Here is a 22,815-nt window from a genome sequence, read left to right on the forward strand (position 1 = left end):
TCCGGTTACCATTTAATAATTAGCTGTTAAGGTTCCTAATGCTTTTTGCAGATCTATCCTGCTGGACAGTACCTGGTACATGGAATTATAAAAATTCAGTTGTGCAGAGCGCAGCTCTGTTTCAGACACCAGTACATCGAGATACGTTTTAATACCTTCCTTATACTGCAGCTGCAACATATCATATACATCCTTTGCCATCTGCACATTTTCTTTTAGTGTGAGATAGTCGTTGTAGTTACTCTTGTAAGTAGCCATGGCCTGCGCATACTGCGAATTAATCTGGCTTCTCAAAGCGGCATAATCCCATTGTGTACGCTGCAACTGCAGTTCGGCCATCCGGATATTATGTACCCGTTTTCCTCCCTGGAAAATAGGCAGCGATAATTTCAGCCCCATTAAAGAGTTCGGATAATCATGACTATACAGTTTATTGAAGTCAGGACTCTGGTAAGCAAAGGAATAGTTGATAAATGCGGATACGGTAGGCAGATAGCTCCATTTGTTGTACTTCAGGTTGGCCTGCAACAGGCTTTCCTGTGTTTGGAGTAACTGGTACTCTATGCGGCTTTTATAGTCTGCCGTCAGCAAGGTATCCTCACCAGTTACCTGCGATGCTACCGCCGAAGAATCGGTTGTCAGTGGTACATCGCCGGCATTAGTTGGGTATCCCATCAATTCCTTCAGATAGGCCTGTTTGGCTGTCAGCAGCTCACGGGCAGCCTTCTGTTGGGCACGCGCATTATTCAGGGAAATGGTGGCACGCTTGGCATCTGTTTTATCCACCACACCACTCGCATATTGGTTATTCGCATCTTTCAGACTGCGTTCCAGGCGGGTAATGTCTTCGCTCAACACCTTTATTTGTTCCGCGGTCAGCAGCACATCATAGTAGGCTTTGCTCACACTGGCCACCAGGTCTATCTGATTGCGCGCAGTGGTTTGCTGGCTCTGTTTTCGTACATCCCTGGCCGTGTTTGTGGCCAGCAACAGGTCCCGGGTAAAGATGTTTTGATTTAGCCCAAACAGTGCGGCAGAGGAGTTTGCCACGCCCTGCTGCACAGGACTACCATTAAAAATAGTGGTGGGTATCTTCAGGTAATGCTGGATATTATAGTCCAGATTGATCTGTGGATACCAGTCGGCCAGCTTACTCTTCACGGTTCTGTCGGTAATCGCTTCATCAATGAGCGACTGCCGTATGACCGGCTGATGCGAGATGGCATACCGGATGCATTCCTGCAGGGTAGCGCTGGTTAACAGGGAGTCCGTAGATTGCTGTGCAAATAGCTGCGGGGAAATAAACAATCCGCAGGACACAGCTAACAAATAAAATGCTCTTTTCATAAAAGGCTTTTGACATTCAGTTCATCATTGTACCAATCGAAAGAAAATAATGCCTGCACGAAAAAAGGGGTTGGCTTTTTATCTTCTTCGCTGCATTTGACTAACAGCTAAAAGCTAATCGCTAAACGCTTTTTACCGGCATCGCATCATTATTCTTTATTTGTTATATAGCCATAGGCGTTATAACAGTATTAACTACCGCAAAAACATGTTAAGCCGTAATCGCTACAGCAAACAGGCAGGTTGATTAGAGAGTTGCTTATTCAAAATCGTCTGAAACATTAGCAGCACGGTTTCCAGGTGTGGTTCCAAATTTTTGAACACAACGTATAACAGAGAAGTAGGTTAGACAACAAACATTTTGTTGTTAGGTAAAATCAATTCGGGCGCTAAGATAATGTTATGAAAACAAAAATCCACCCTTTTGGGTGGATTTTAACAATTAAGTGAAAATCAGTTCCGGTTATCCTTTATTACGACCGCTGACAATATGTTTTTCCGCGTGATAAGACGATCTTACTAACGGTCCGGACTCTACGTAGTCCAGTCCCATGTTGTAACCGATCTCGCGCAATTCGGCAAATTCATCAGGATGTACGAAGCGTGCTACCGGCAAATGCTTAGGGGTAGGCTGCAGGTACTGACCCAGTGTGATTACATCACAACCGTTGTCGTACAGATCCTGCATGGCTTGTACTACTTCTTCTTTGGTTTCACCCAAGCCCAGCATAATACCGCTTTTGGTACGCATCCCACCTTCTTTCAGGCGGCGGATCACTTCCAGGCTGCGGTGATATTTTGCCTGTATCCTCACCTGTTTGGTTAAACGTTCTACTGTTTCCAGGTTATGAGATACGATTTCAGGCGCTACATCGATGATGCGCTGGAGGTTTTCCCACTGACCACGGAAATCCGGGATCAGCGTTTCCATGGTGGTGTTAGGATTTAAAGCCCTGACTGCATTGATGGTATTGGCCCAGATGATAGAACCACCGTCTTTCAGCTCATCTCTGTCTACAGAGGTGATAACGGCATGTTTTACTTTCATCAGGTAAATGGCTTCCGCCACGCGCTGAGGCTCGTCAAAATCCACTGCTTCCGGGCGGCCGGTAGCTACGGCACAAAAACCGCAACTGCGGGTACAGATATTCCCCAGGATCATGAAAGTAGCTGTACCAGCTCCCCAGCACTCACCCATGTTAGGGCAGTTACCACTTTCACAGATCGTATGTAATTTATGGGTATCTACCAGGCTTCTCACCTGTTTATAGTTCTCGCCTATCGGTAATTTAACGCGCAGCCAATCAGGCTTTTTTACTCTTGTTGTAGCCGGTTCGGCGGCTATTACGGGTAGTTCTTGCATCGCTTATTCCTTTCTTTAGAAAAGCAAAGTTAACACTTATCTCTTATTCCAGCGCTTCCCGAATTGGATGCTCAGATATCCACCAAAAAAGAACTGTTTGTTATAGTCCACACCTTCCGACACCACCATGATTGGGATCTTTTTAGTATACATTTCCGCATTTACACCCACTTCCAGGGCACTTACCACCTCGTTAAAGTGGGCCCAATCGAAGCGCATACCCACTTTGGCGTGTAAACCCGGTACCACACTGAGGTTATCCCAGCCTTTCCCAAATCCACCGGCACCGTTGATGTCCGCGAGCTTCAGGAAAGCTTCCGGATCAGAAGGGTCATATTTTACGTCCTTATTCTCGCCGGTTGCGGTAACCATATTCAGATAGTAAGGTTTCAGCAGCCCCAGAGATATGCCACCATAGTAGATCAAGTCCACCTCTACCCCGTTTTTATTGGCTTTGCCACCAATCAGGTAGCGCTGCCCCACTCCCAGCTTGGCCTGGTAAAAATTATTCCGTTTACCATATATGAATGGACGCTGGGTATAAGAAAAACCGCCACTTTTCTTTACTTCTTTATCGCTTTTCTTCTCCCCAAACTCAAACTGGAAGTAGTTGACTTTCTTTCTGCTTTTACGATACCCCATTTCCACAAATCCACCCCAGCCATCGGTAGTTATCCTGCCGCCCACCGAAAAATCACGCTGGAACACATTCTCCCCCTCTTCCTGTTCACGGAAAATAGAGATCTTCTTCAGCTTACGCTGCTCCTTATCGCTTTTTTTGCTTTTTTGCGTAGTTGTGTTGGTGGTATTAGTGGTTTGCGCAAACAAGCCGCCGGATATCATTGCCAAAAACAGGATTAAGTATATTTTTTTCACAGTGGGCTATTATTATAATAAATAAACGCTTGAACAAAGGTATTGTTATGTATATATTACAAACGTAGCTAATTTTTTTTTAGTTTAACAGCCCGCCCACTTTCCATGTTGCACTTATACTGAAAATACATTTATTTTTACGGTTAGATCATAAAAAGAAACAATATGCAAACGGCATCTATCATCTATAACGGGGAACTGCGGACCACCGCCACACATTTACGGTCAGGCACTGTGATTGAAACAGACGCACCTGTAGATAACAAAGGCAAGGGAGAAAGGTTTTCGCCTACTGACCTGGTGGCTACCGCACTGGGCTCCTGCATGCTCTCTATTATGGGGATCAAGGCTATGGAAAACAACTGGGCGATTGAAGGCACTAAAGTAAGTGTCCTGAAAACTATGGGCACAGAACCCCGCCGCATCACCGGCGTTACCATCGTATTCGACTTCCCTGCAGGCCATAACCTGGGCGAAAAGGAAAGAACCATACTTGAAAGAGCTGCCCATACCTGTCCGGTAGCTAAAAGTGTACACCCTGACATGGTGCAGGATGTAACGTTTAACTGGTGAAACAGCTTTTAGCCATTAGCTTTTAGCTGTTAGCCAAATGCAGCGGAGAACATATTATGCTGGTCTTCGCTGCATTTGGCTAACAGCTAAAAGCTAATGGCTAAAAGCTGCTCAGGATCTTCACCCCGATTGCACAATGCAAACACCGCTTCTCATCACAGTAGTACTGCTTCAATTGCAACAGCGCCTGTGATTCCATCGCACTTTCGGGTATTACACCTAACTCCGCCCAGCTATTGGTAATACTATTTTTTTCTGCCGGCAATTGTTGCAGGAAATGAAGGGCTTTCTCCTGGTAATATTTAAGGTTCTTTTGTTGTCCGTACAGGAACAGGAGCGGTAATACCGTATTGATAAGTATGCCATGTACGGCCTGTTTCCCCGGGCGGTGTGTCTGCTGCACCGGCTGCCCAAACCGGTAATGGGTATGCCAGTACGCAGACGGCTGTACGAAAAACAATTGTTCCAGTGCCGTTACCTCTGTGGCTTCCAGTATCCTGGAAAACAGGTGGGTGGTGTGCTGCAGCAACGCCGCAAAAGTAGCCAGCCGCATAGTAGGAAACGCTGCCGGACGCATCCGCAGCCAATGCCAGGTGTGGGACGGCATAGGACAAAGCTTATACTTGTGGCGCAGGTGAAAATAGATGTCCTGCAGCTGCAACGCATATACGTCGGCATGCGGTTCCTCCAGCATCCCTGCCTGTCCGAACAACAGGGCTTCCAGCTGCATTCCCTGATGCCGGTGCCGCATAAGCACTACATGTGGCAGCGATTGTGCTACCTGTAGCAGGGGCAGGGCATTTATGGGCATGCCGTAACTCTGCGCCACTGCCCAATAACAGACTTCTTCCCAGTTAAAATGGTTGCTTTGCAGCCAGGCACGCAGGGCCCCCATTTTGCGCTCCCAACGCTCTGCCAGCAGTCGCTCTTTCCAGCTAAGCCAGGTCAGTTGTGGTACCAACGCGGCATGTGGCGCACAGGGCACAAAAGGTGTCAGCTGCCGCAACTGCTCATAACGCTGCAGCAGCAATTTGGGAATATACTGCTGTAACTCCAGGCAGGGCACTCCAGGAATACGATCGGCCGGCATATCATGTATAAACACAACATGCAAAATAATACGCCCATACTGCAGGTTATGCTGATGCCCATGCCGGAACCAGTCGGAAGTTCTCAGGTGCAGCTCTACCTGCCCTACCCATAAAGTAGCGCCGATCCTGATTTTTGCAGCCGAAAAATCAGGTCCGCTGTGATGATTATGAAGGCCTGGATATAAGATCTGAACGGGTTCTCCACTGGTAGTGGTAAGATGATCCTGCTTAAATAGCCGGAACGCCCAGATGTGCTGGAATAGCTCCTCAGAGAGCAGCGGGTTAACAAACATAAAGACATGGTTGGGTATAAAATAATATCAGTCAAAGGTAATAAAACATCGTTTAATAAATAAATTCCCGATTCAATTTGGAAATCTGATCAAAGTGATATTACCTTTGCGCCAGTTCTTACACATCACTTATCCAGAAAGGCGGAGGGACTTGGCCCTGCGATGCCTTAGCAACCTTTCCTGATTTTACGATCAGGAAAAAGGTGCTAATTCCTGCCCCGGTGCAAATCGGGGAAAGATAAGTTGGCAGAGATAATACTTCACAGATATATATAACTTTCTAAAAAAGCTCTTCCAACACCCTGGGAGAGCTTTTTTTATGCCCTCCCCACTCACCTTTCATGGATTTGTTGTTGTTTAAGTTGATCTTTAATGATAAAGTTGCAGCAGATAATTGTGCACATTGAACATCATTAAAAATACTTTATAACATGAAAACAGCTACACAACTGATTCATAGCATTCCGATAGACGAACTGACAGGCGCTATTTCTGTGCCTATCTATCAAACATCCACCTTTGTGCAGGAATCACCCGGCATTAATAAAGGCTTTGAGTTCTCGAGGGCCAACAATCCCACAAGAAAGGTGCTGGAAGACCTGATCTGCAACCTGGAAGAAGGGTTTGCCGGATTTGGGTTTGCCAGTGGTATGTCGGCCATAGATGCGGTGCTGAAGCTGTTAAAGACCGGCGATGAGATCATGGCGGTGGAAGATACCTACGGTGGCATCTTCCAGATATTTAACCACATGTTTGAACGCTTCGGTATTAAAGTTAATTTCGTAGATACCAGCAACATCGATAAAGTACTGGCAGCCATTACGCCCAATACAAAAATCATCTGGCTGGAATCCCCTACCAATCCAACATTGCGCATTTCTGATATCAAATCTATCAGCAAAATCGCCAAACAACATAATATACTGCTGGTAGTAGACAATACTTTCAGTACGCCTTTACTGCAACAACCCTTAACACTGGGCGCGGATATCGTTATCCACAGCGCTTCCAAATATCTTTCCGGTCACAGTGATGTGATTGCCGGACTGGTAGTCGTTAACAGCAAAATACTGGCAGATCAGATCCGCTATAATCAGAATATTTCCGGTAGCATTCTCAGTCCTTTTGAAGCATGGCTAACCATCCGCGGTATTGAAACACTGTACCTGCGCCTGGAAAAGCAATGCAGCAATGCCACCGCTATCGCTAACTGGCTGGCCGCCCACCCCGCTATCGATAAGGTATATTATCCAGGACTGGCTACTCATAAAAATCATCATATTGCCCGCAAACAACAGAAAAATTACGGCGCACTGGTGAGCTTTTCCCTGAAAAGCGACAATATCAAAAATGCCATCCGTATCGTAAACGCTACCAAACTATTTAAACTGGCGGAGAGTTTCGGCGGCGTGAAAAGTATGCTGGCCCATCCGGCCACCATGACACATCGTAACATACCGGAAGAATTCCGGAAAAAAACAGGTTTACAGGACTCCTGTATCCGTTTATCAGTGGGTATTGAAGATGCCGAAGATCTGATCAACGACCTGAAACAGGCGCTGGATAAATTAAATCATCCAGCCGGCAAGCAAATTACTGTTTTACAATAAAGCCCTTAGTGGTTAGCACACCACTTTGACCTTTCAGAAACTGATCATCTCTGAACTGTCAAAGACTAATTGCTGAGGGTGCAAGCTCAAAAAAAAGTATGGAAAACAAGACCATCAATTTAGGCATTTTCGGATTCGGCGTCGTAGGACAAGGACTCTATGAGGTTTTGAACAGAACAAAAGGTATTAATGCACGGATCAAAAAAATCTGTATTAAGGACCCCAATAAATCAAGACCTATCGATAGCAGTTATTTTACTACCGATAAAAATGAAATCCTCGAAGATCCTACCATTGACGTAGTAGTAGAACTGATCAATGAAACCGAAGCAGCTTTTGAAATTGTGAGTACAGCGCTCCGCAATGGCAAAGCTGTAGTAAGCGCCAGCAAACGCATGATCGCTGAAAACCTGCCCGCACTGTATCAGCTGCAGGCGGAAAACAAAGTGCCATTCCTGTATGAAGCGTCCAGTTGCGCCAGTATTCCCATTATCCGCAACCTGGAAGAATATTATGATAATGATCTGCTGAATGCCGTGGAAGGTATCTGTAACGGATCAACGAATTATATTCTTACAAAAATATTTGAAGAAAATCTCAGCTTTGCTACCGCCCTGCAACAAGCGCAGGACCTGGGTTTCGCTGAAACCGACCCTACCCTCGACATCGAAGGATATGATCCGAAATTCAAAATCGTGATCCTCCTCCTCCATGCCTTTGGCACCTTCGTAAAACCGGAAGAAGTATTCAACTTCGGTATTCATCACCTGAACGATTTTGATATACAATTTGCCAAACAAAGAAACTGTACCATCAAACTGATCGCCCAGTGCCGCCGTCAGAACGGACACGTATTCTCATATGTACTGCCGCACCTGATCAAAGAACACAACCTGCTCTACGATGTATACAATGAATACAACGGCATTTTGCTGGAAAGTGCTTTCACCGACAAACAATTCTTTGTAGGTAAAGGTGCCGGTGGCACCGCTACCGGTAGTGCCGTACTGTCCGACATCTCCGCATTATTATACAACTATCGCTACGAGTATAAAAAGATTAAACAAAATAATCAGCCCAGCTTTACCAATGATGTAAATCTGAAAATATACCTGCGCTACAAAACACCTGATCAGGTAGACCTGGCAGAGTTCTTCAACATCTCTGAGAAATACGAATCTACAGAATGGCGTTATGTGGTAGGTACTATTAACTTACAGAAACTGAGAGAAGCCGGCTGGCTGAAAAATAAAGACGTGAATATTCTTGTACTGGAATAAAGAAATGTAATAAGCAAAAACCAATCGTAAACAAAAACGGCGCTGTTCACAGCGCCGTTCTTATTGCTAAAAGTTTTCCAGTTCTTCTACCACTCTGCTAACGGGGAGTCCCATTACATTATAGAAGCAACCATTAATACTGTCTATCCCTACTGCACCAATCCATTCCTGGATGGCGTAAGCACCCGCTTTATCAAACGGCTTGAAATGATCTACATAATAAGTGATCTGTTCTTTATTCAGCAGCTTAAAATACACGGAAGTAGTTTTGGAGAAGGCTACTTCCTTTGCGCCCTGCTGTATTATAACGCCGGTGACTACACGATGTTCTCTTCCACTCAGGCGGGTAAGGATGCCAATAGCATCTTCCCGGTCCTTTGGCTTGCCAATGATGCTGTCATCCAGCACCACCACTGTATCGGCAGCCACAATAATATCCGTGGATTCGCAGAGATCCCTTACGGCCGCTGCCTTCTGGCGGGCAATATGCACCGGGATATCCGGTACCGCCAGCTCCGGAGGAAACGTTTCTGCTGTTTCTACAACCTTCACCTGGAAAGGAATGCCGGCCTGCTCCAGCAACTGCTTTCTGCGGGGCGACTGCGATGCCAGAATTACGGGTGATCCTTTATACATCTCTATAAATAAATTTTAAAAAATATCATGGATAAAATGCCTGTCAGCATTACCACCTTTACCAGGGAACTCACTTTATGATAATGCTCTGGCAGGCTGGCTTTTTTCAGCTGTAAATAAATGTACCCACATGGCACCTGTACAAACAGGAGCAGGTAACCGATGGCAATATACCAACCCAGTATCCACACCCTTATTTCTACTGCCAGGATAATGATGACCAGCGCCAGTAATAACACATTGCATAACCGTTTGGCAGCCAGTACGCCCCAGGCAATCGGCAGGGTGCGGCAACCATCTTTGCTGTCGCCCATCATATCTTCCAGGTCTTTCACAATTTCCCTGACCATGGAAATAAGAAACGCAAACAACGCATATACGCCGATGATCTGTATCAGCTTTCTGCCGGTGGCCGACATAATGGCTTCAAAACTATGATAGATCTGTTTCTCGTAAAATCCTACTACTACCACGGCCAGCGCAGTTAACAACGAAATCACCACATTGCCGATGAGTACCTGCCGTTTAAAAGAAGTGGAATAAAACCACAGGAGCAGGGAACAGATCACCTGGGTAAAACCAAGATAGAACTGTCCTGTTTTAAAGGCCACCATAAAACCCAGTGATACCCCGGCCATATTAAGCAGCGTATGCCAGGCCATGGCCCAGCGCCGGCTGATAATTTTGTCCAGCACCATCTTCTCCGGTTTATTGACAATGTCTATGTTAATATCAAAATAGTCATTGATAATATAGCCGGCAGCCGCCACCAGTATGGTAGACAGGCTGAGTAGTACAAATTGCGGAACAGGCAGTGATGGCTCCTCACCAGAGCTGCGCAACACCGGTTCTACCACACAGTATTGCAGTAAAAACTGGGTAAGGCCAATATATATCAGATTAGGGTATCTGATCAGTTTAAAAAATGCAGCCCAGAGCTTCATAGTTTTCTCTTTTATTATTTCGATGCAATGCCTTCATCCATTAGCCAATGTCCGTTCAGTTTCAGCACTTTTTCCATTACTTCCCTTACACACCCGTGGCCTCCGGGCAAAGGGGATACATATTTTGAAATACTTTTTATTTCAGGGGCTGCATCTGCAGGGCAGGTGGGTAAAGCTACCAGTTGCATGGGCAGATAATCCGGGATATCATCTCCCATATATAATATTTCATCCCATCGCAGCTCATGTTCAAATACATAATCCTGCAGTTTTTCCTGCTTATCATGTATGCCGGTATAAATATCCTTAATGCCAAGTCCCTGTAACCTGCTTACCACACTTTCTGATTTTCCTCCGGAGATGATCACCACCCGATATCCTTTTTTCACGGCCAGCTGCAAAGCATAGCCGTCTTTGATATTCATTCTGCGGGACATTTCTCCCCCTGGCAGTAATTGCAGGGTACCATCGGTAAGTACACCATCTACATCCAGCACAAAAGTGGTGATAGATTTAAATAAAGCCAATACGTTCATGGGGCCAAAAGTAAAGAATTACGAATTAGGAATTACGAATTACGGGTTTCTGGGGGATAATCTTCTCACAAATCCGTAATTCGTAATTCCCAATTCGTCATTCTATTTATTATGGAACTGGTAAATAGCATCGGACATCACCTGGTACACCAGTTGCAAATATTCATCGTTGGCCAGCAATTCCCGGTGCAGGCTCATAGTGGTTTCATCCTGGCGTAGCGCCGGACCTGTTTGAACCGTTTCCGGTGAATATTTTTCCAGGCGGTCAAATGTCTCCTTTATAATAGGTTGCAGCAGGGAAAAGTCCAGCTGCTCTTTTTCACAATAGGCTTTTGCCTGGGCAAAGAGGTGGTTGGTGAAATTATTGCAAAGCACGGCGGTGAGGTGATACTTCAGCCGCTGGGCGGAGGAAGTGACAGTTACACTACCGGAAATACTCTGGGCCAGCGACTGCAGCCGCCGTAGCACCTCGTCATTGCTGGCTTCCAGCATAACAGGTATGGGCGGATAGTTTTTAATTTCCTTGCGGATGGATTGTAAAGGATATAATACCCCGGTGTTGGCCGATATCCGGGAGATTGCTGTTAGTGGAACAGCGCCTGCAGTATGCACCACAATGCGCTTGCCCAGCCGCAACTGGTCATTTAGTTCAGTAATGGCGGCATCACTGACAGCCAGCAGGTAAATGTCTGCCTCCATATTAATATCCTGCAAATCATCCGTATAGGAGGCATTCAGCATCTCCCCCAGCTCCTGTGCATGTGCCATTTGCCTGCTGATCACCTGTTTTATCTGGTGGCCATGAATTTTTAAGAGATGTCCGAAACAATGTGCAACATTGCCAGTGCCAACAATTACTATATCCATTATAATTAATTTTAAAATAACAAACTGCCTGGTATCCGTCTACCCGGCTGTCTGATCTCCGGACAGACCACTTGCTGTAGCTGCGACCGGAATTATTCAAATACGTGCATGATTCGTGGTTTCTAATATACGTGTTTTAGCGGGTCCCCGTTTTTTTCATTACATTACAACGTATTTTAACGTTTAAAAGTGGTCTTATTTTTTAATTTGAGGTGACTTTTATATCATTGCAGAATTCATTGAAGTAATTATTTTACAGAATTTTGCGTATTTAGCAGCGCATTAAAGAAGCATACATGGCAAAAAATTTAGTTATAGTTGAGTCCCCGGCGAAAGCCAAGACCATAGAAAAAATACTAGGCAAGGACTTTGAAGTCAGGTCCTGCTTCGGTCACATTCGTGATCTGGAAAAGGATGATATGGGGATAGACATCGAAAATAACTTTAAGCCTAAGTATGTTATACCGGAAGATAAGGAAAAGGTGGTGAAAGAGCTGAAGAAGCTGGCGAAGGATACCGATGAGGTATGGCTGGCAACGGATGAGGACCGTGAGGGAGAAGCCATTTCCTGGCATCTGTGTGAGGTGTTGAACCTGGATCCGTTAACGACCAAACGCATTGTGTTTCATGAAATTACCAAACCTGCTATAGAAAACGCCGTTCAGCATCCACGTAAACTGGATATGGACCGTGTAAACGCACAGCAGGCCCGCCGTATACTGGACAGGATCGTGGGTTTTGAAATCTCCCCGGTACTGTGGCGTAAAATGAGCATGCGCAATTCCCTGTCTGCCGGCCGCGTACAATCCGTGGCGGTAAGACTGATTGTTGAACGCGAAAGAGAAATCAACCACTTCCAGTCTGTCAGCACCTTTAAAGTAGAAGCTTATTTTACCGGTAAAGATATTAATGGTAAGAGTATTTCCTTCAAGGCAGATGGCCCCGGCAAATTTAAAACTGCTGAAGACGCGGAGAAATTTCTCCAGCAATGCGTAGCCGCTGCCTATACCGTTAAAGACATACAGGTTAAACCTGGTAAAAAATCGCCCGCAGCGCCATTTACCACGTCTACCCTGCAACAGGAAGCCAGCCGTAAACTAGGCTACAGCGTTTCCAAAACCATGTTGCTGGCCCAGAAGCTGTATGAAAGCGGTAATATCACCTATATGCGTACGGACTCCGTAAACCTGTCCGATACTGCCATAGGTGAAATCGAAAAAGCTATTAAAGGAAGTTTCGGTGATAAATACCATCAACACCGCAAATTCAAAAATAAAAATGAGTCCGCACAGGAAGCGCATGAGGCCATCCGTCCTACCTACATGGAAAATACCACTGTAGATGACAGCGATACCCGCAAACTGTATGAACTGATCTGGAAACGTACCATCGCCAGCCAGATGGCAGATGCAGAACTGGAAAAGACCATCGCCAAAATCGATATCTCTACCAATCACGAAGAGCTGACTGCCAGCGGTGAAGTACTGAAATTCGATGGCTTCCTCAAAGTATATATGGAAAGCCACGATGATGAGGAAGAACAGGAAGATGAACAGGAAGGATCTTTACCTCCACTGGCGGTAAAACAATCCCTGGACCTGAAAGAAATGAAGGCCACCGAAAGATTCTCCCGCCCGGCGCCGCGTTACACAGAAGCCAGCCTGGTAAAGAAACTGGAAGAACTGGGCATCGGCCGTCCATCTACCTACGCTCCTACCATTACCACTATACAGAAGCGTAATTATGTAGAAAAAAGAGATAAAGAAGGGATTAAAAGAGATTACCGCATCATGGTCCTGAAGGCGGATCAGATCAGCAAACAAACCGAATCAGAAAATACCGGCGCAGAAAAATCAAAACTGTTCCCTACTGATCTGGGCATGATCGTGACAGACTTCCTCAACCAATACTTTAATAATGTAATGGACTACGGCTTTACCGCCAAAATTGAAGAAGAATTCGATGAAATTGCCAGCGGTAAGAAGGTGTGGAACAATATGATCAGCGAATTCTATTTCCCTTTCCATAAAGATGTGGAAAACACCCTGGAAAATGCAGAACGTGTAAAGGGAGAACGTCCGCTGGGAACAGATGCCGCTTCCGGCAAACCAATCGTGGCCCGCATGGGTCGCTATGGCCCTATGATCCAGATAGGCAGCGTGGAAGATGAGGAAAAACCTCGTTTTGCAAAATTAAAGGCTACCCAAAGTATCGAAACCATCACCATGGACGAAGCCATGGAATTGTTTAAATTGCCTCGTAACCTGGGTCAGTTTGAAGATTCTGATGTAGTGGTGAACATCGGTCGTTTTGGCCCATATGCCCAGCATGATAAGAAATTCTATTCCCTGAAGAAGGAAATGGACCCTTATACCGTTGAACTGGATGAAGTAGCACCACTGATTGCAGAAAAACGTACGGCAAAAGACGAACGCACCATCAAAATATTTGAAAAAGAAAAAATACAGATCCTGAAAGGCCCTTATGGTCCTTATATTAAACAAGGTCTGAAGAACTTTAAAATACCGAAAGAGAAAATTGATACGGCAGCTGATTTAACGGTAGAAGAAGCCAAAGCAATAATAGAAGAAGCTAAAGCTAATCCACCAAAGAAAAAAGCACCACCCAGAAAGAAGAAAGCTGAGTAACGCAGTGGTAAGAATATGATGAAAAATGGAGGCAATGATAATAACTGCAGTGTGAGTGATATGCTTATTATTTAATTTGCCAACAGGATCACATTATTTGATGATTACCACATGATCATAATAATGGTATGAACGAAAACAGAGAAATAAACGCTTTGTTCCACCTGTTGGATGATCCGGATCTGGAGGTATTTGACACTGTTGCCAGTAAAATATTACTGTACGGTAAAGATATTATTCCAAACCTGGAGAATTTGTGGGAGAATACAATTGACGAAGCTATTCAGGAAAGGATAGAACTGCTGATTCATCGGGTACATTACCAGGATTTGCAGGCAGCGTTACGTGTATGGGGACTTTCGGAAATGCAGGATCTCTTGCAGGGCGCCATACTGGCCGCCAGGTATCAGTTCCCTGACCTGATCGATTCCCAGATTATCACAGAGATAGACCGTATCAAACGTAATATCTGGCTGGAACTAAATAATTATCTTACACCACTGGAACAGATCAATGTGCTCAACAGCATGATCTATAACTATTTTGGCCTCAAAGGAGAAGAAGTTTCCTATCAGCGCAAAAATCAGTTTTTCATTAACCAGGTCATAGAATCCAAAAAAGGGAATCCGATTACCAACGGTATCATCTATTCGGCCTTATGCGCCATGCTGGATTTGCCGGTATATGCCGTTAATATACCCAGGCAGTTTATCCTGGCTTACTTCGACAGCTACGTTGATTTCTCTGGTCCGATAGACCCTTCCGATCACCGGATCTTATTTTTTATAGATCCCATTCAAGGTCAGATCTATACCCAACAGGACGTAGATACCTACCTGAAAAGAGTACAGGTACCATCTGTTCCCTCTTACTTCAAGCCACAATCCAATAAACGGCTGATACAATTCCTGCTGGAAGAACTTTCCAAATGCTTCCGGGATGATAAGGATGCGTATAAACAGGATGAATTAATGAATTTAGCGAGTATACTGGAAGACTAGTCGCATGACGTCTTTCTGATAAATAAAAAAGCAGCCGGTTCACAAACGAACCGGCTGCTTTTTTCGTAAATTAAACAGGATTCCGATTTCTCCGGAACTATTCCCCTTATACGTCCAGTTGAATAAAAATACCCCTAATGAAACTCCATGCTGGCATGATGGCATTTTTACTGATGGTAAACCTGCAAACACTCACTGCCCAAAAAGAAGGACAACCACTGACAGACTCCCTGCTTTCCGCCCTCCGCGGCATGCGGGAAGACTCCACTAAAGTAAAATGCCTGCTGAACCTCAGTGAAAATTACTATGCTGTTAATAATCCTGATGAATGCGCAGCGTATGCAGGAAAAGGGGTACTGCTATCCGAAAAGCTACATTGGCAATCAGGAATCGCACAGTCTTATAAAACAATGGGAATCGCCGCTTCTATGAAACAGGATTATGCAAAAGCCATCGCATATTCCTTAAAAGGATTAAAAGTAGCGGAAGAGTTAAACGATTATAACATTAGAAAAAAGTTGCTCCGCAATATTGGTAGTTACTACCATATCATGAAGGACACCACCAATCATACCAAATACAGACAACTTTGGCTGCAACTGTGTACAGATCACAAGATTAAAAAGGATATCAGTGAGGTCTATCTCTCCTGGGGAAATGATTTCACTTTTGATGGTGATATGAACAAATGCATCGTATACTGGCTGCAAACATTAAAAATAAATGACGAAATAGGCGATCATTCTAATCCGGATGTATTGGGCAACTTAGCACAAGCCTATCTGAATTTACATAATGGCCCCACTGGCCGGCAATATTTTTCCCGATTGGTCACACAAAGCGAGGCTAACAAAGACACTTTATGGGTAGGAAAAGCAATGATGGGAGTTGGAAGAGCATACTCGGAAGAAAACAACCATTATAAGGAGATCGAAACCTACACAAAAGCATTGAAAGTATTTCAACAGGTGGATGATAAATATTGGATAGCTGCAGCGCTCAATGCTATTGCTAATACCTATCTGGCAATAGATGTTTATGATAAAGCGATGGACTATCAACTACGCGCCCTCAAAGTAAGTGAACTAGTCAATGATACCTACATATTCCCCGCAGTACTGAATGATCTGACCCTTATCTATGAAAAAACAGGCGACTACGAAAAAGCGTTACAATACCTGCTGCTGGCGAAAGACCGGCTGGAGAAAAATGATAACAAACTGTTTCTGGCAGACGCATTGAGCAATATCGGCACCATATACAGAGATAAAGGTGATGATGTAAAAGCAATGGAATTTCTTCAAAAAACATTACACATTTATCAGGATCTTAATAGCAAGGATGGTCTTGCCATCGCCTTAAATGAACTGGGACTGACATACACTGATTTGAAAAAATTTCCGGAAGCCCTAAAGGCCCATTTTGAAGCCCTGAACATAAATAAGCAATTGGGCGATCAAAAACTGATGAGCACTAATTTCGGAAATATCGGCAATACCTATTTATCGATGGTGCAAGAAAACAACCAGGCATCATTACCGGATAGTCTGGCTAAACTAACAAAAAAAACATTGCTCAACCGTAGTATTGATAACCTACAGCAATCCGTAGCCCTGGCGTCAGCCTTAGGCCTCTTGAGTAATCTGCTACATGATTATGAAAGCCTGGCCACCGCTCATGAACTAAATGGCAACTACAAAGCTGCGCTGGAAAGTTATCAGAAAAAAACCATGTATCATGATAGTCTATTCAGTACTGAAAAAATAAAAACCATTACCAGTCTGGGTTTAAAGTATGACTTTGATAAAAAAGAAATCGCCACGAAAGCTGCCGGCGAAAAACAACTGGCACTCACAGAAGCCAGGAATAATTCAAGATTGGGAATCGGTGTAATAACAGCTGCTGCACTGCTACTGCTCATAACAGGTAGTTTCCGGCTACGCATGAGAAAAAAGAAACAGGAACATCAGCTGAATCAGATATTACTACAGCAGGAAGCATTCAAAGCAAGACTCGATACCCATTTTGTCAGCCATTCCATTACGGCAGTAAATGAGTTCATCGCATCCAATGACAAAGCTGCTGCCGACAATTACCTCATGCGATTCGGCCGGCTTATCAGGAATGTGCTAAAAAATTCTTTTGAGAAAACAGTCACCCTGAAAGAGGATCTTCAGTTCCTGGAAGATTATTATCATCTTGTTCAACTCAAATACCCTCCGGGACATATCAAATATCAGTTGAACATTGACAGATCCGTTGATCCATCCAATATACTGGTACCACCCATGGTTTTCCAGGTATTGGTGGAAAACGCTTTGCATCATGGATTTACCAAAGACCACGGAGGAACATTACAGGTCACTGTTCAACAGCACAATGACAGGATGGTTTGTACAGTAGAAGATGATGGCATTGGTAGAAAAAAATCACAAGAGAAAAGAGATCCGCAAAGGATTTCCTATGGCTTGCAGCTGGTGGAAAAATTAATAACATTCTGGAAACCTGACTATGGCAATACTTCTTTTGAAATCATTGACCTATCTGACCAACAAGGAAATCCAACAGGTACCAAAGCAATATTTTCATTTCCGGTAAACGCCTGACAAAATGAATGACGTTATTACAAGTATTATTGTTGAAGATGAACCGATACACAGTAACCGGCTGAAAAAACTACTGACGGCAACGGATAGCCGCATCCGGGTGCTAAGCGTATGTCATACCATAGAAGAGGCTTTCACCGCCATCAACACGCATCAGCCAGATGTAATATTTCTTGACATAAAGCTTCACGACAATCCAAGAGGAGGATTTGACCTGTTGAAGAAATTCAAAAAGATTTCCTTCGATGTAATATTCACCACGGCGCATATTGATCATAATATAAAAGATATCCGCCGCTGCGGTATAGACTATCTTCCAAAGCCTTATATGCCAGACGAACTGGAAGAAGTATTGGATAAATTCTGGCAAAAACGTCCGGGCGATGATAGCTCCAGACAAATAAATGTGCTATTATCCAACCTGACGACAGACCAGGTGGATGAACAAACCATCTCCTTCAGACGATCAGAGGGCACCTATTTCGTAAAAGCAAAAAACCTGATTTATTGTAAATCAATTAATCAGTACACAGAAATTTTCATCAGAGAAGATGAAAATGATACGCATTTGAAAGGTATCATCACCACTATTGGTATAGGTATCTGGGAAGATTATTTAACCTCCCTGAATTTTTGCAGAATACACGACTCCACCATCATTAACCTAAAATACATCACTACTTTTTCGCCAACAAAAAGTGAAGTGACGTTAAAATATCTTCCCGAACCGCTACATGCGTCAAGGAACGGGAAAAATAAGCTGATAGCCGAAATATCAAAAAAAACAGTACGCATCAATTCCATTTAACCCGCTAAACAGGTCATATACCAAATAACAAAGGCATCCTCCAATTGCCCATTTTATTGTCTGATAGGTGAGATATTTTTGACTCAACATGATCAATCAATATCAATAAACACCTGTTATGAAAAACTATTTACTATCCTGGCATGTAACATCTGGTTTCCCTTTTTTACCGGGGTTACCCTTCAGCAATGATGTCTATTATATTGAAAAAAAATCCGGCTAATTAATTCGGACACCTACCCATATACTTGCAGCAGTCATTACACCTTCAACATACAAAAAGTCTCCTCACATGAAAAATGTCCTTTCTTATAACGAATAAAATCCGGCAGACACATTTTATTTAACCTTCAAAATTCATTAGCGATGAAAAAAACAATCTATCTCATTAGTATTTCATTCTTATGTGTGGTGGCAGCTTGTAAGAAAGATGGCGCCACCGGTATAAACACCATCACCAACAAGCCGGCAGATCTGGCGGTAAAAGTGCTTGCCACGCCGGTAATTACTACGGTGGCTGGTAATGGCACACAGGGGTTTACTGGTGACGGAGGCCTGGCTACTGCGGCACAATTATACAACAACCGTCGTATTGCAACAGATGCTGTCGGGAACTTCTATATTTCTGACGTGGGCAACAACCGGATCAGGAAAGTAAATACGAGTGGTATTATTAGTACCATAGCAGGTACCGGTATCAACGGATTTAGTGGTGATGGAGGTCTGGCTACTGTTGCCAGCCTGGGATTTATCCAGGGAATTACGGTAGATAAAACCGGTAATATTTATGTTGCCTGTAATGACCGTATCCGGAAAATAAGCACCGCTGGCATTATTACTACAGTAGTAGGCAATGGTGGTACTACGCTGCCTAACAACGGTGATGGAGGGCCTGCCATTAATGCGAGATTGAGTTCACCACAAGATGTAACATTTGATAAAGCAGGAAATATGTATATCGCGGATTGGGCTCATCACCGCGTACGCAAGGTAAATACGGCGGGTATCATTAGCACCCTTGCCGGCAATGGTATGCAAAACTATAACGGCGATGGTATTCCGGCCATCAATGCAGTAGTGCAATATCCTACTGGTGTAGCAACAGATACACTGGGCAATGTATATATTGCCAGCGCCAACCGTATCCGTAAAGTAAATAGTAGCGGAACCATTAGCACTATTGCCGGTAATGGCACGTATGGGGGTGGAGGTGATGGCGGCCCTGCTGTAAATGCCCGCGTTGGCACCATCGGATTGTTGGTAGATAAGATGGCGAATATCATCCTGGCCGACTATTCAAATGCGCGCATACGTAAAATAGCCATTTCAACCGGTATCATCACCACCATTGCAGGAGGAGGAACGGTATTGGGTGATGGCGGCCTGCCTACTGCCGCTAATTTGGTGTATCCTACGGGCGTAGCTTTGCGTACAAATGGAGATCTTTTAATAGCCGACTATGGCGCCAAAAGGATACGTAGGGTAACTAACCCTTAAGTATAATCAAAAAGCCCACCGCATAAGCGATGGGCTTTTTAATTTCTTGCAAGAAAGATATTATTTGATATAATAATCTCTTACTTAGCTGGAGTTGCAGCAGCAGCTGAATCAACATGAGCAGCAGCAGAAGAATCAACGTGAGCAGCAGAATCAACTGGAGCAGCTGCTGGAGCAGTTGGAGCAGCGTTCATAGTGTCAACAGTTGTAGTTGCAGTAGAATCAGCAGCTGGAGTGCTACCACCGTTACAAGCTACAAAGAACATACCTGCAGCAACAGCGAATACGAATAATTTTTTCATTTGATTGTTTGTTTTATTTTTAAAACCGCCGCAAAGGTATACAAATTTTATAAATTACAAAATCCTGTCATCTCTTTTTTAGCGAAACGGCTATTTTTGTCGGAAGAATATCTTCAATGGCACCCCGGTAAAGTTGAAATTCGTACGGATCTGGTTTTCCAGGTAGTTACGATAAGGTGTTTTCACGTCATCCGGGAGGTTACAGAAAAAGGCAAATGCCGGCGTATGCGTAGGCAGCTGTGTAACATATTTAATACGGATAGGCGTACCTCTTACTACCGGCGGATGATACGCTTCAATCGCTTTCAACAGAATTTCGTTTAATACGGAAGTCTGGATCCTGCGTTGACGGTTATCATATACTTCCAGCGCGGTTTCTATTGCTTTGAAAATACGTTGTTTCTCCGTTACAGAGGTAAAGATGATAGGAACATCGGAGAAGGGCGCCAGGCGCTTCTTCAGTTCTTTCTCATAATCTCTCGCGGTGTTGGTACCTTTTTCCATCATATCCCATTTGTTCACCAGCACCACAATGCCTTTACCTTTGCGGGTAGCCAGGCTGAAGATGCTGAGATCCTGTGCAGTAACGCCTTTTTCGGCATCCAGCAACAGCATCACCACGTCAGACTCATCTACTGCTTTGATTGCACGGATAACGGAATAAAACTCCAGGTCTTCATTTACCTTATTCTTACGCCTGATACCTGCGGTATCGATCAACATAAAGTCTTTCTGGAACATGTTGTAACGGGTGTGAATGGTATCACGGGTAGTACCGGCGATATCAGAAACGATATTACGCTCTACGCCTACCAGTGCATTCAGCAGGGATGACTTACCTACGTTCGGTTGCCCGATGATCGCTATTTTCGGCAGATCATTATCGAGGGTAGCATCTCCCATTTCAGGAGTAATATTGGTCACCACTTCATCCAGCAATTCACCGGTACCGCTACCGGTCATGGAGGAAAGGAAGTGAATATGTTCAAAACCGAGGCTGTAAAACTCCGTGGCTTCCAGCTGGCGTTGATGGTTATCTACTTTATTTACTACTACGTATACCGGTTTGGAAGTGCGGCGGAGAATATTTGCCACGTCTGCGTCCAGGTCTGTAATACCTGTAGTTACATCACACATAAAGATGATCAGGTTGGCCTCTTCCATGGCCACTTTTGCCTGTTTGCGGATTTCCCGCTCAAAAACATCATCACTGTTGGTTACAAATCCACCAGTATCAATTACGTTGAAGGTTTTGCCATTCCAGTCGGCAACACCATATTGTCGATCACGGGTTACACCGCTCTGGTCATCCACGATGGCCTTACGTTGTTCCAATAAACGGTTGAACAACGTTGACTTGCCTACGTTGGGACGGCCCACGATAGCTACTGTAAATCCTGCCATTTTCTATTATATTTTGTCGTACTAACCTGAATAATATATCCAGGAATTTTTCTATAATTAATATCCGTATTCCTTCAGGAACGTATCATTATCACGCCATTTTCCGCGTACTTTCACAAACAGTTCCAGGAATACTTTTCTTTCTATGAATTTTTCAATGTCCTGACGGGCCAGGGTGCCTATCTCACGGATCGACTTACCTCTTTCGCCCAAAATGATTCCTTTCTGGGTATCGCGGGTAACAATAATTTCTGCCGTTATTTTTGTCAGCGTTTCCTTCTCCTGGAATTGTGTAACAATTACCGTAGTGTGATAAGGAATTTCTTCTTCGAATAACTGGAATATTTTTTCACGGATCATTTCTGCCACGAAAAATCGTGTAGACTTATCTGTTAGTGTGTCATCAGGATAAAAAGCGTTTGCATCTGGTAAAAGTGCTACAATTTCTGCGAGCAGTTCTTTAATACCTTTTTTCTGCATGGCAGACACTGCCACCACCGCTGTTGCTTTGCCCCAGGCCTTTGCACGATCAATTAAAACAGCCATTTCCTCTTTAAGGATATTGTCCATTTTATTGATGATAAGGATAATGGGTACTTTCAGTTTCAGTGAGTCAAACATCTCCAGGTTTTCTTCCAGGGAGTCTTTGGCATCCATGATCAACAAGGCCACATCAGCATCTTCCAGGGCAGATTTTACTGCACCCATCATTTTCTCGTGCAACTTATACTTGGGATCAATAATACCCGGAGTATCAGAAAATACGATCTGATACGCAGGGTCTGTTAATACCCCTGTAATACGATGCCGCGTGGTTTGCACTTTGGGAGATATAATAGCCAGCTTTTCACCGATAATGGCGTTCAGCAATGTGCTTTTCCCCGCATTGGGCTTACCGAAAATATTTACAAAACCTGCTTTGTGCATGATGACAATTAAACGCTGCTTTCACAACTCAAACTTACGGAAATAAAAAAAGCCGAATTTCTTCGGCTCTTAAATCTTTTAGATGCTCTTCAGCTCTATTTTTGTAGCGAGGAGCGGATTCGAACCACTGACCTTCGGGTTATGAGCCCGACGAGCTACCTCTGCTCTACCTCGCAATGAGGGTGCAAATATAGGATTATTTTTAT

Annotated in this window: 19 protein-coding genes, 1 tRNA gene and 1 riboswitch; of the genes, 8 read left to right on the forward strand and 12 right to left on the reverse strand. The window is 44.1% G+C overall.

What is annotated here, in order from left to right; genetic code table 11:
• Nucleotides 1–12: 12 nt before the first annotated feature.
• From AB4Z08_RS29280 to AB4Z08_RS29290, 3 genes are all read right to left on the reverse strand, one after another.
• On the reverse strand, nt 13–1,347 hold the full coding sequence (locus AB4Z08_RS29280; RefSeq protein WP_441577342.1) for a TolC family protein: 1,335 nt from the start codon (nt 1,345–1,347) through the stop codon (nt 13–15).
• 463 nt (nt 1,348–1,810) lie between these two features.
• Complete coding sequence (gene lipA / locus AB4Z08_RS29285; RefSeq protein WP_133809126.1) at nt 1,811–2,710, reverse strand: lipoyl synthase; 900 nt, start codon at nt 2,708–2,710, stop codon at nt 1,811–1,813.
• A 36-nt stretch (nt 2,711–2,746) separates the two neighbouring features.
• A complete protein-coding gene (locus AB4Z08_RS29290; RefSeq protein ID WP_441577343.1) occupies nt 2,747–3,586 on the reverse strand; it encodes a hypothetical protein in 840 nt (279 codons plus the stop codon).
• Nucleotides 3,587–3,751: 165 nt separating this feature from the next.
• On the opposite strand from AB4Z08_RS29290, the gene AB4Z08_RS29295 reads away from it, so the two are divergent.
• Complete coding sequence (locus AB4Z08_RS29295) at nt 3,752–4,159, forward strand: OsmC family protein (protein WP_441577344.1); 408 nt, start codon at nt 3,752–3,754, stop codon at nt 4,157–4,159.
• A gap of 100 nt (nt 4,160–4,259) precedes the next feature.
• On the opposite strand, the gene AB4Z08_RS29300 is transcribed toward AB4Z08_RS29295, so the two are convergent.
• Nucleotides 4,260–5,543 carry a DUF2851 family protein gene (locus tag AB4Z08_RS29300; protein WP_441577345.1) on the reverse strand — a complete coding sequence of 428 codons (1,284 nt, stop codon included), beginning with the start codon at nt 5,541–5,543 and terminating at the stop codon, nt 4,260–4,262.
• Between the two features lie 126 nt (nt 5,544–5,669).
• A riboswitch (SAM riboswitch) is annotated at nt 5,670–5,788 on the forward strand.
• 186 nt (nt 5,789–5,974) lie between these two features.
• Between AB4Z08_RS29300 and AB4Z08_RS29305 the strand changes: the two genes are divergently transcribed.
• Together AB4Z08_RS29305 and AB4Z08_RS29310 are read left to right on the forward strand one after the other, a co-directional pair.
• Complete coding sequence (locus tag AB4Z08_RS29305; protein ID WP_441577346.1) at nt 5,975–7,153, forward strand: trans-sulfuration enzyme family protein; 1,179 nt, start codon at nt 5,975–5,977, stop codon at nt 7,151–7,153.
• 98 nt (nt 7,154–7,251) lie between these two features.
• The gene (locus tag AB4Z08_RS29310) at nt 7,252–8,433 is read left to right on the forward strand and encodes a homoserine dehydrogenase (RefSeq protein WP_441577347.1); all 1,182 of its coding nucleotides are present in this window, start codon (nt 7,252–7,254) and stop codon (nt 8,431–8,433) included.
• A 66-nt stretch (nt 8,434–8,499) separates the two neighbouring features.
• Here AB4Z08_RS29310 and AB4Z08_RS29315 read toward each other — a convergent pair whose 3' ends face one another.
• The 4 genes from AB4Z08_RS29315 to AB4Z08_RS29330 form a co-directional block, all read right to left on the reverse strand.
• Nucleotides 8,500–9,069 (reverse strand): Maf family nucleotide pyrophosphatase, encoded by a 570-nt coding sequence (locus AB4Z08_RS29315; RefSeq protein WP_441577348.1) that lies wholly within the window; start codon nt 9,067–9,069, stop codon nt 8,500–8,502.
• A gap of 2 nt (nt 9,070–9,071) precedes the next feature.
• Nucleotides 9,072–10,013 carry a geranylgeranylglycerol-phosphate geranylgeranyltransferase gene (locus AB4Z08_RS29320; RefSeq protein WP_441577349.1) on the reverse strand — a complete coding sequence of 314 codons (942 nt, stop codon included), beginning with the start codon at nt 10,011–10,013 and terminating at the stop codon, nt 9,072–9,074.
• A gap of 14 nt (nt 10,014–10,027) precedes the next feature.
• On the reverse strand, nt 10,028–10,549 hold the full coding sequence (locus AB4Z08_RS29325) for a KdsC family phosphatase (RefSeq protein WP_441577350.1): 522 nt from the start codon (nt 10,547–10,549) through the stop codon (nt 10,028–10,030).
• Nucleotides 10,550–10,651: 102 nt separating this feature from the next.
• Complete coding sequence (locus tag AB4Z08_RS29330; RefSeq protein ID WP_441577351.1) at nt 10,652–11,416, reverse strand: Rossmann-like and DUF2520 domain-containing protein; 765 nt, start codon at nt 11,414–11,416, stop codon at nt 10,652–10,654.
• Between the two features lie 296 nt (nt 11,417–11,712).
• Here AB4Z08_RS29330 and topA point away from each other — a divergent pair, with 296 nt between their 5' ends.
• The 5 genes from topA (at nt 11,713) to AB4Z08_RS29355 (ending at nt 19,976) form a co-directional block, all read left to right on the forward strand.
• On the forward strand, nt 11,713–14,064 hold the full coding sequence (gene topA, locus AB4Z08_RS29335; protein WP_441577352.1) for a type I DNA topoisomerase: 2,352 nt from the start codon (nt 11,713–11,715) through the stop codon (nt 14,062–14,064).
• Between the two features lie 128 nt (nt 14,065–14,192).
• The gene (locus AB4Z08_RS29340) at nt 14,193–15,065 is read left to right on the forward strand and encodes a transglutaminase-like domain-containing protein (RefSeq protein ID WP_441577353.1); all 873 of its coding nucleotides are present in this window, start codon (nt 14,193–14,195) and stop codon (nt 15,063–15,065) included.
• A 137-nt stretch (nt 15,066–15,202) separates the two neighbouring features.
• Entirely contained in the window at nt 15,203–17,671 is a 2,469-nt protein-coding gene (locus AB4Z08_RS29345) for a tetratricopeptide repeat protein (RefSeq protein WP_441577354.1), read from the forward strand.
• Nucleotides 17,672–17,675: 4 nt separating this feature from the next.
• Complete coding sequence (locus AB4Z08_RS29350; RefSeq protein WP_441577355.1) at nt 17,676–18,479, forward strand: LytR/AlgR family response regulator transcription factor; 804 nt, start codon at nt 17,676–17,678, stop codon at nt 18,477–18,479.
• 366 nt (nt 18,480–18,845) lie between these two features.
• The gene (locus AB4Z08_RS29355) at nt 18,846–19,976 is read left to right on the forward strand and encodes an NHL domain-containing protein (RefSeq protein WP_441577356.1); all 1,131 of its coding nucleotides are present in this window, start codon (nt 18,846–18,848) and stop codon (nt 19,974–19,976) included.
• Between the two features lie 80 nt (nt 19,977–20,056).
• Here AB4Z08_RS29355 and AB4Z08_RS29360 read toward each other — a convergent pair whose 3' ends face one another.
• The 4 genes from AB4Z08_RS29360 to AB4Z08_RS29375 all read right to left on the reverse strand — a co-directional run bounded on the left by AB4Z08_RS29360 (nt 20,057) and on the right by AB4Z08_RS29375 (nt 22,785).
• Entirely contained in the window at nt 20,057–20,278 is a 222-nt protein-coding gene (locus tag AB4Z08_RS29360) for a hypothetical protein (protein WP_441577357.1), read from the reverse strand.
• A gap of 90 nt (nt 20,279–20,368) precedes the next feature.
• The gene (gene der, locus AB4Z08_RS29365; RefSeq protein ID WP_441577358.1) at nt 20,369–21,682 is read right to left on the reverse strand and encodes a ribosome biogenesis GTPase Der; all 1,314 of its coding nucleotides are present in this window, start codon (nt 21,680–21,682) and stop codon (nt 20,369–20,371) included.
• Nucleotides 21,683–21,739: 57 nt separating this feature from the next.
• Nucleotides 21,740–22,609 (reverse strand): GTPase Era, encoded by an 870-nt coding sequence (era, locus tag AB4Z08_RS29370; RefSeq protein ID WP_441577359.1) that lies wholly within the window; start codon nt 22,607–22,609, stop codon nt 21,740–21,742.
• Between the two features lie 104 nt (nt 22,610–22,713).
• Nucleotides 22,714–22,785, reverse strand: a tRNA-Met gene (locus AB4Z08_RS29375).
• Nucleotides 22,786–22,815: the final 30 nt, after the last annotated feature.

Origin of the sequence: Chitinophaga sp. RAB17 (genome assembly GCF_052114225.1) — a bacterium.
In the GTDB taxonomy this organism is placed as follows: Bacteria; Bacteroidota; Bacteroidia; order Chitinophagales; family Chitinophagaceae; genus Chitinophaga.

Bases quoted from the DNA above. Each gene is read 5' to 3' on its own strand.
- AB4Z08_RS29280 (WP_441577342.1), bottom strand. From the start codon at position 1,347: ATGAAAAGAGCATTTTATTTGTTAGCTGTGTCCTGCGGATTGTTTATT.
- lipA (WP_133809126.1), bottom strand. From the start codon at position 2,710: ATGCAAGAACTACCCGTAATAGCCGCCGAACCGGCTACAACAAGAGTA.
- AB4Z08_RS29295 (WP_441577344.1), top strand. From the start codon at position 3,752: ATGCAAACGGCATCTATCATCTATAACGGGGAACTGCGGACCACCGCC.
- AB4Z08_RS29300 (WP_441577345.1), bottom strand. From the start codon at position 5,543: ATGTTTGTTAACCCGCTGCTCTCTGAGGAGCTATTCCAGCACATCTGG.
- AB4Z08_RS29305 (WP_441577346.1), top strand. From the start codon at position 5,975: ATGAAAACAGCTACACAACTGATTCATAGCATTCCGATAGACGAACTG.
- AB4Z08_RS29310 (WP_441577347.1), top strand. From the start codon at position 7,252: ATGGAAAACAAGACCATCAATTTAGGCATTTTCGGATTCGGCGTCGTA.
- AB4Z08_RS29315 (WP_441577348.1), bottom strand. From the start codon at position 9,069: ATGTATAAAGGATCACCCGTAATTCTGGCATCGCAGTCGCCCCGCAGA.
- AB4Z08_RS29320 (WP_441577349.1), bottom strand. From the start codon at position 10,013: ATGAAGCTCTGGGCTGCATTTTTTAAACTGATCAGATACCCTAATCTG.
- AB4Z08_RS29325 (WP_441577350.1), bottom strand. From the start codon at position 10,549: ATGAACGTATTGGCTTTATTTAAATCTATCACCACTTTTGTGCTGGAT.
- AB4Z08_RS29330 (WP_441577351.1), bottom strand. From the start codon at position 11,416: ATGGATATAGTAATTGTTGGCACTGGCAATGTTGCACATTGTTTCGGA.
- topA (WP_441577352.1), top strand. From the start codon at position 11,713: ATGGCAAAAAATTTAGTTATAGTTGAGTCCCCGGCGAAAGCCAAGACC.
- AB4Z08_RS29340 (WP_441577353.1), top strand. From the start codon at position 14,193: ATGAACGAAAACAGAGAAATAAACGCTTTGTTCCACCTGTTGGATGAT.
- AB4Z08_RS29345 (WP_441577354.1), top strand. From the start codon at position 15,203: ATGAAACTCCATGCTGGCATGATGGCATTTTTACTGATGGTAAACCTG.
- AB4Z08_RS29350 (WP_441577355.1), top strand. From the start codon at position 17,676: ATGAATGACGTTATTACAAGTATTATTGTTGAAGATGAACCGATACAC.
- AB4Z08_RS29355 (WP_441577356.1), top strand. From the start codon at position 18,846: ATGAAAAAAACAATCTATCTCATTAGTATTTCATTCTTATGTGTGGTG.
- AB4Z08_RS29360 (WP_441577357.1), bottom strand. From the start codon at position 20,278: ATGAAAAAATTATTCGTATTCGCTGTTGCTGCAGGTATGTTCTTTGTA.
- der (WP_441577358.1), bottom strand. From the start codon at position 21,682: ATGGCAGGATTTACAGTAGCTATCGTGGGCCGTCCCAACGTAGGCAAG.
- era (WP_441577359.1), bottom strand. From the start codon at position 22,609: ATGCACAAAGCAGGTTTTGTAAATATTTTCGGTAAGCCCAATGCGGGG.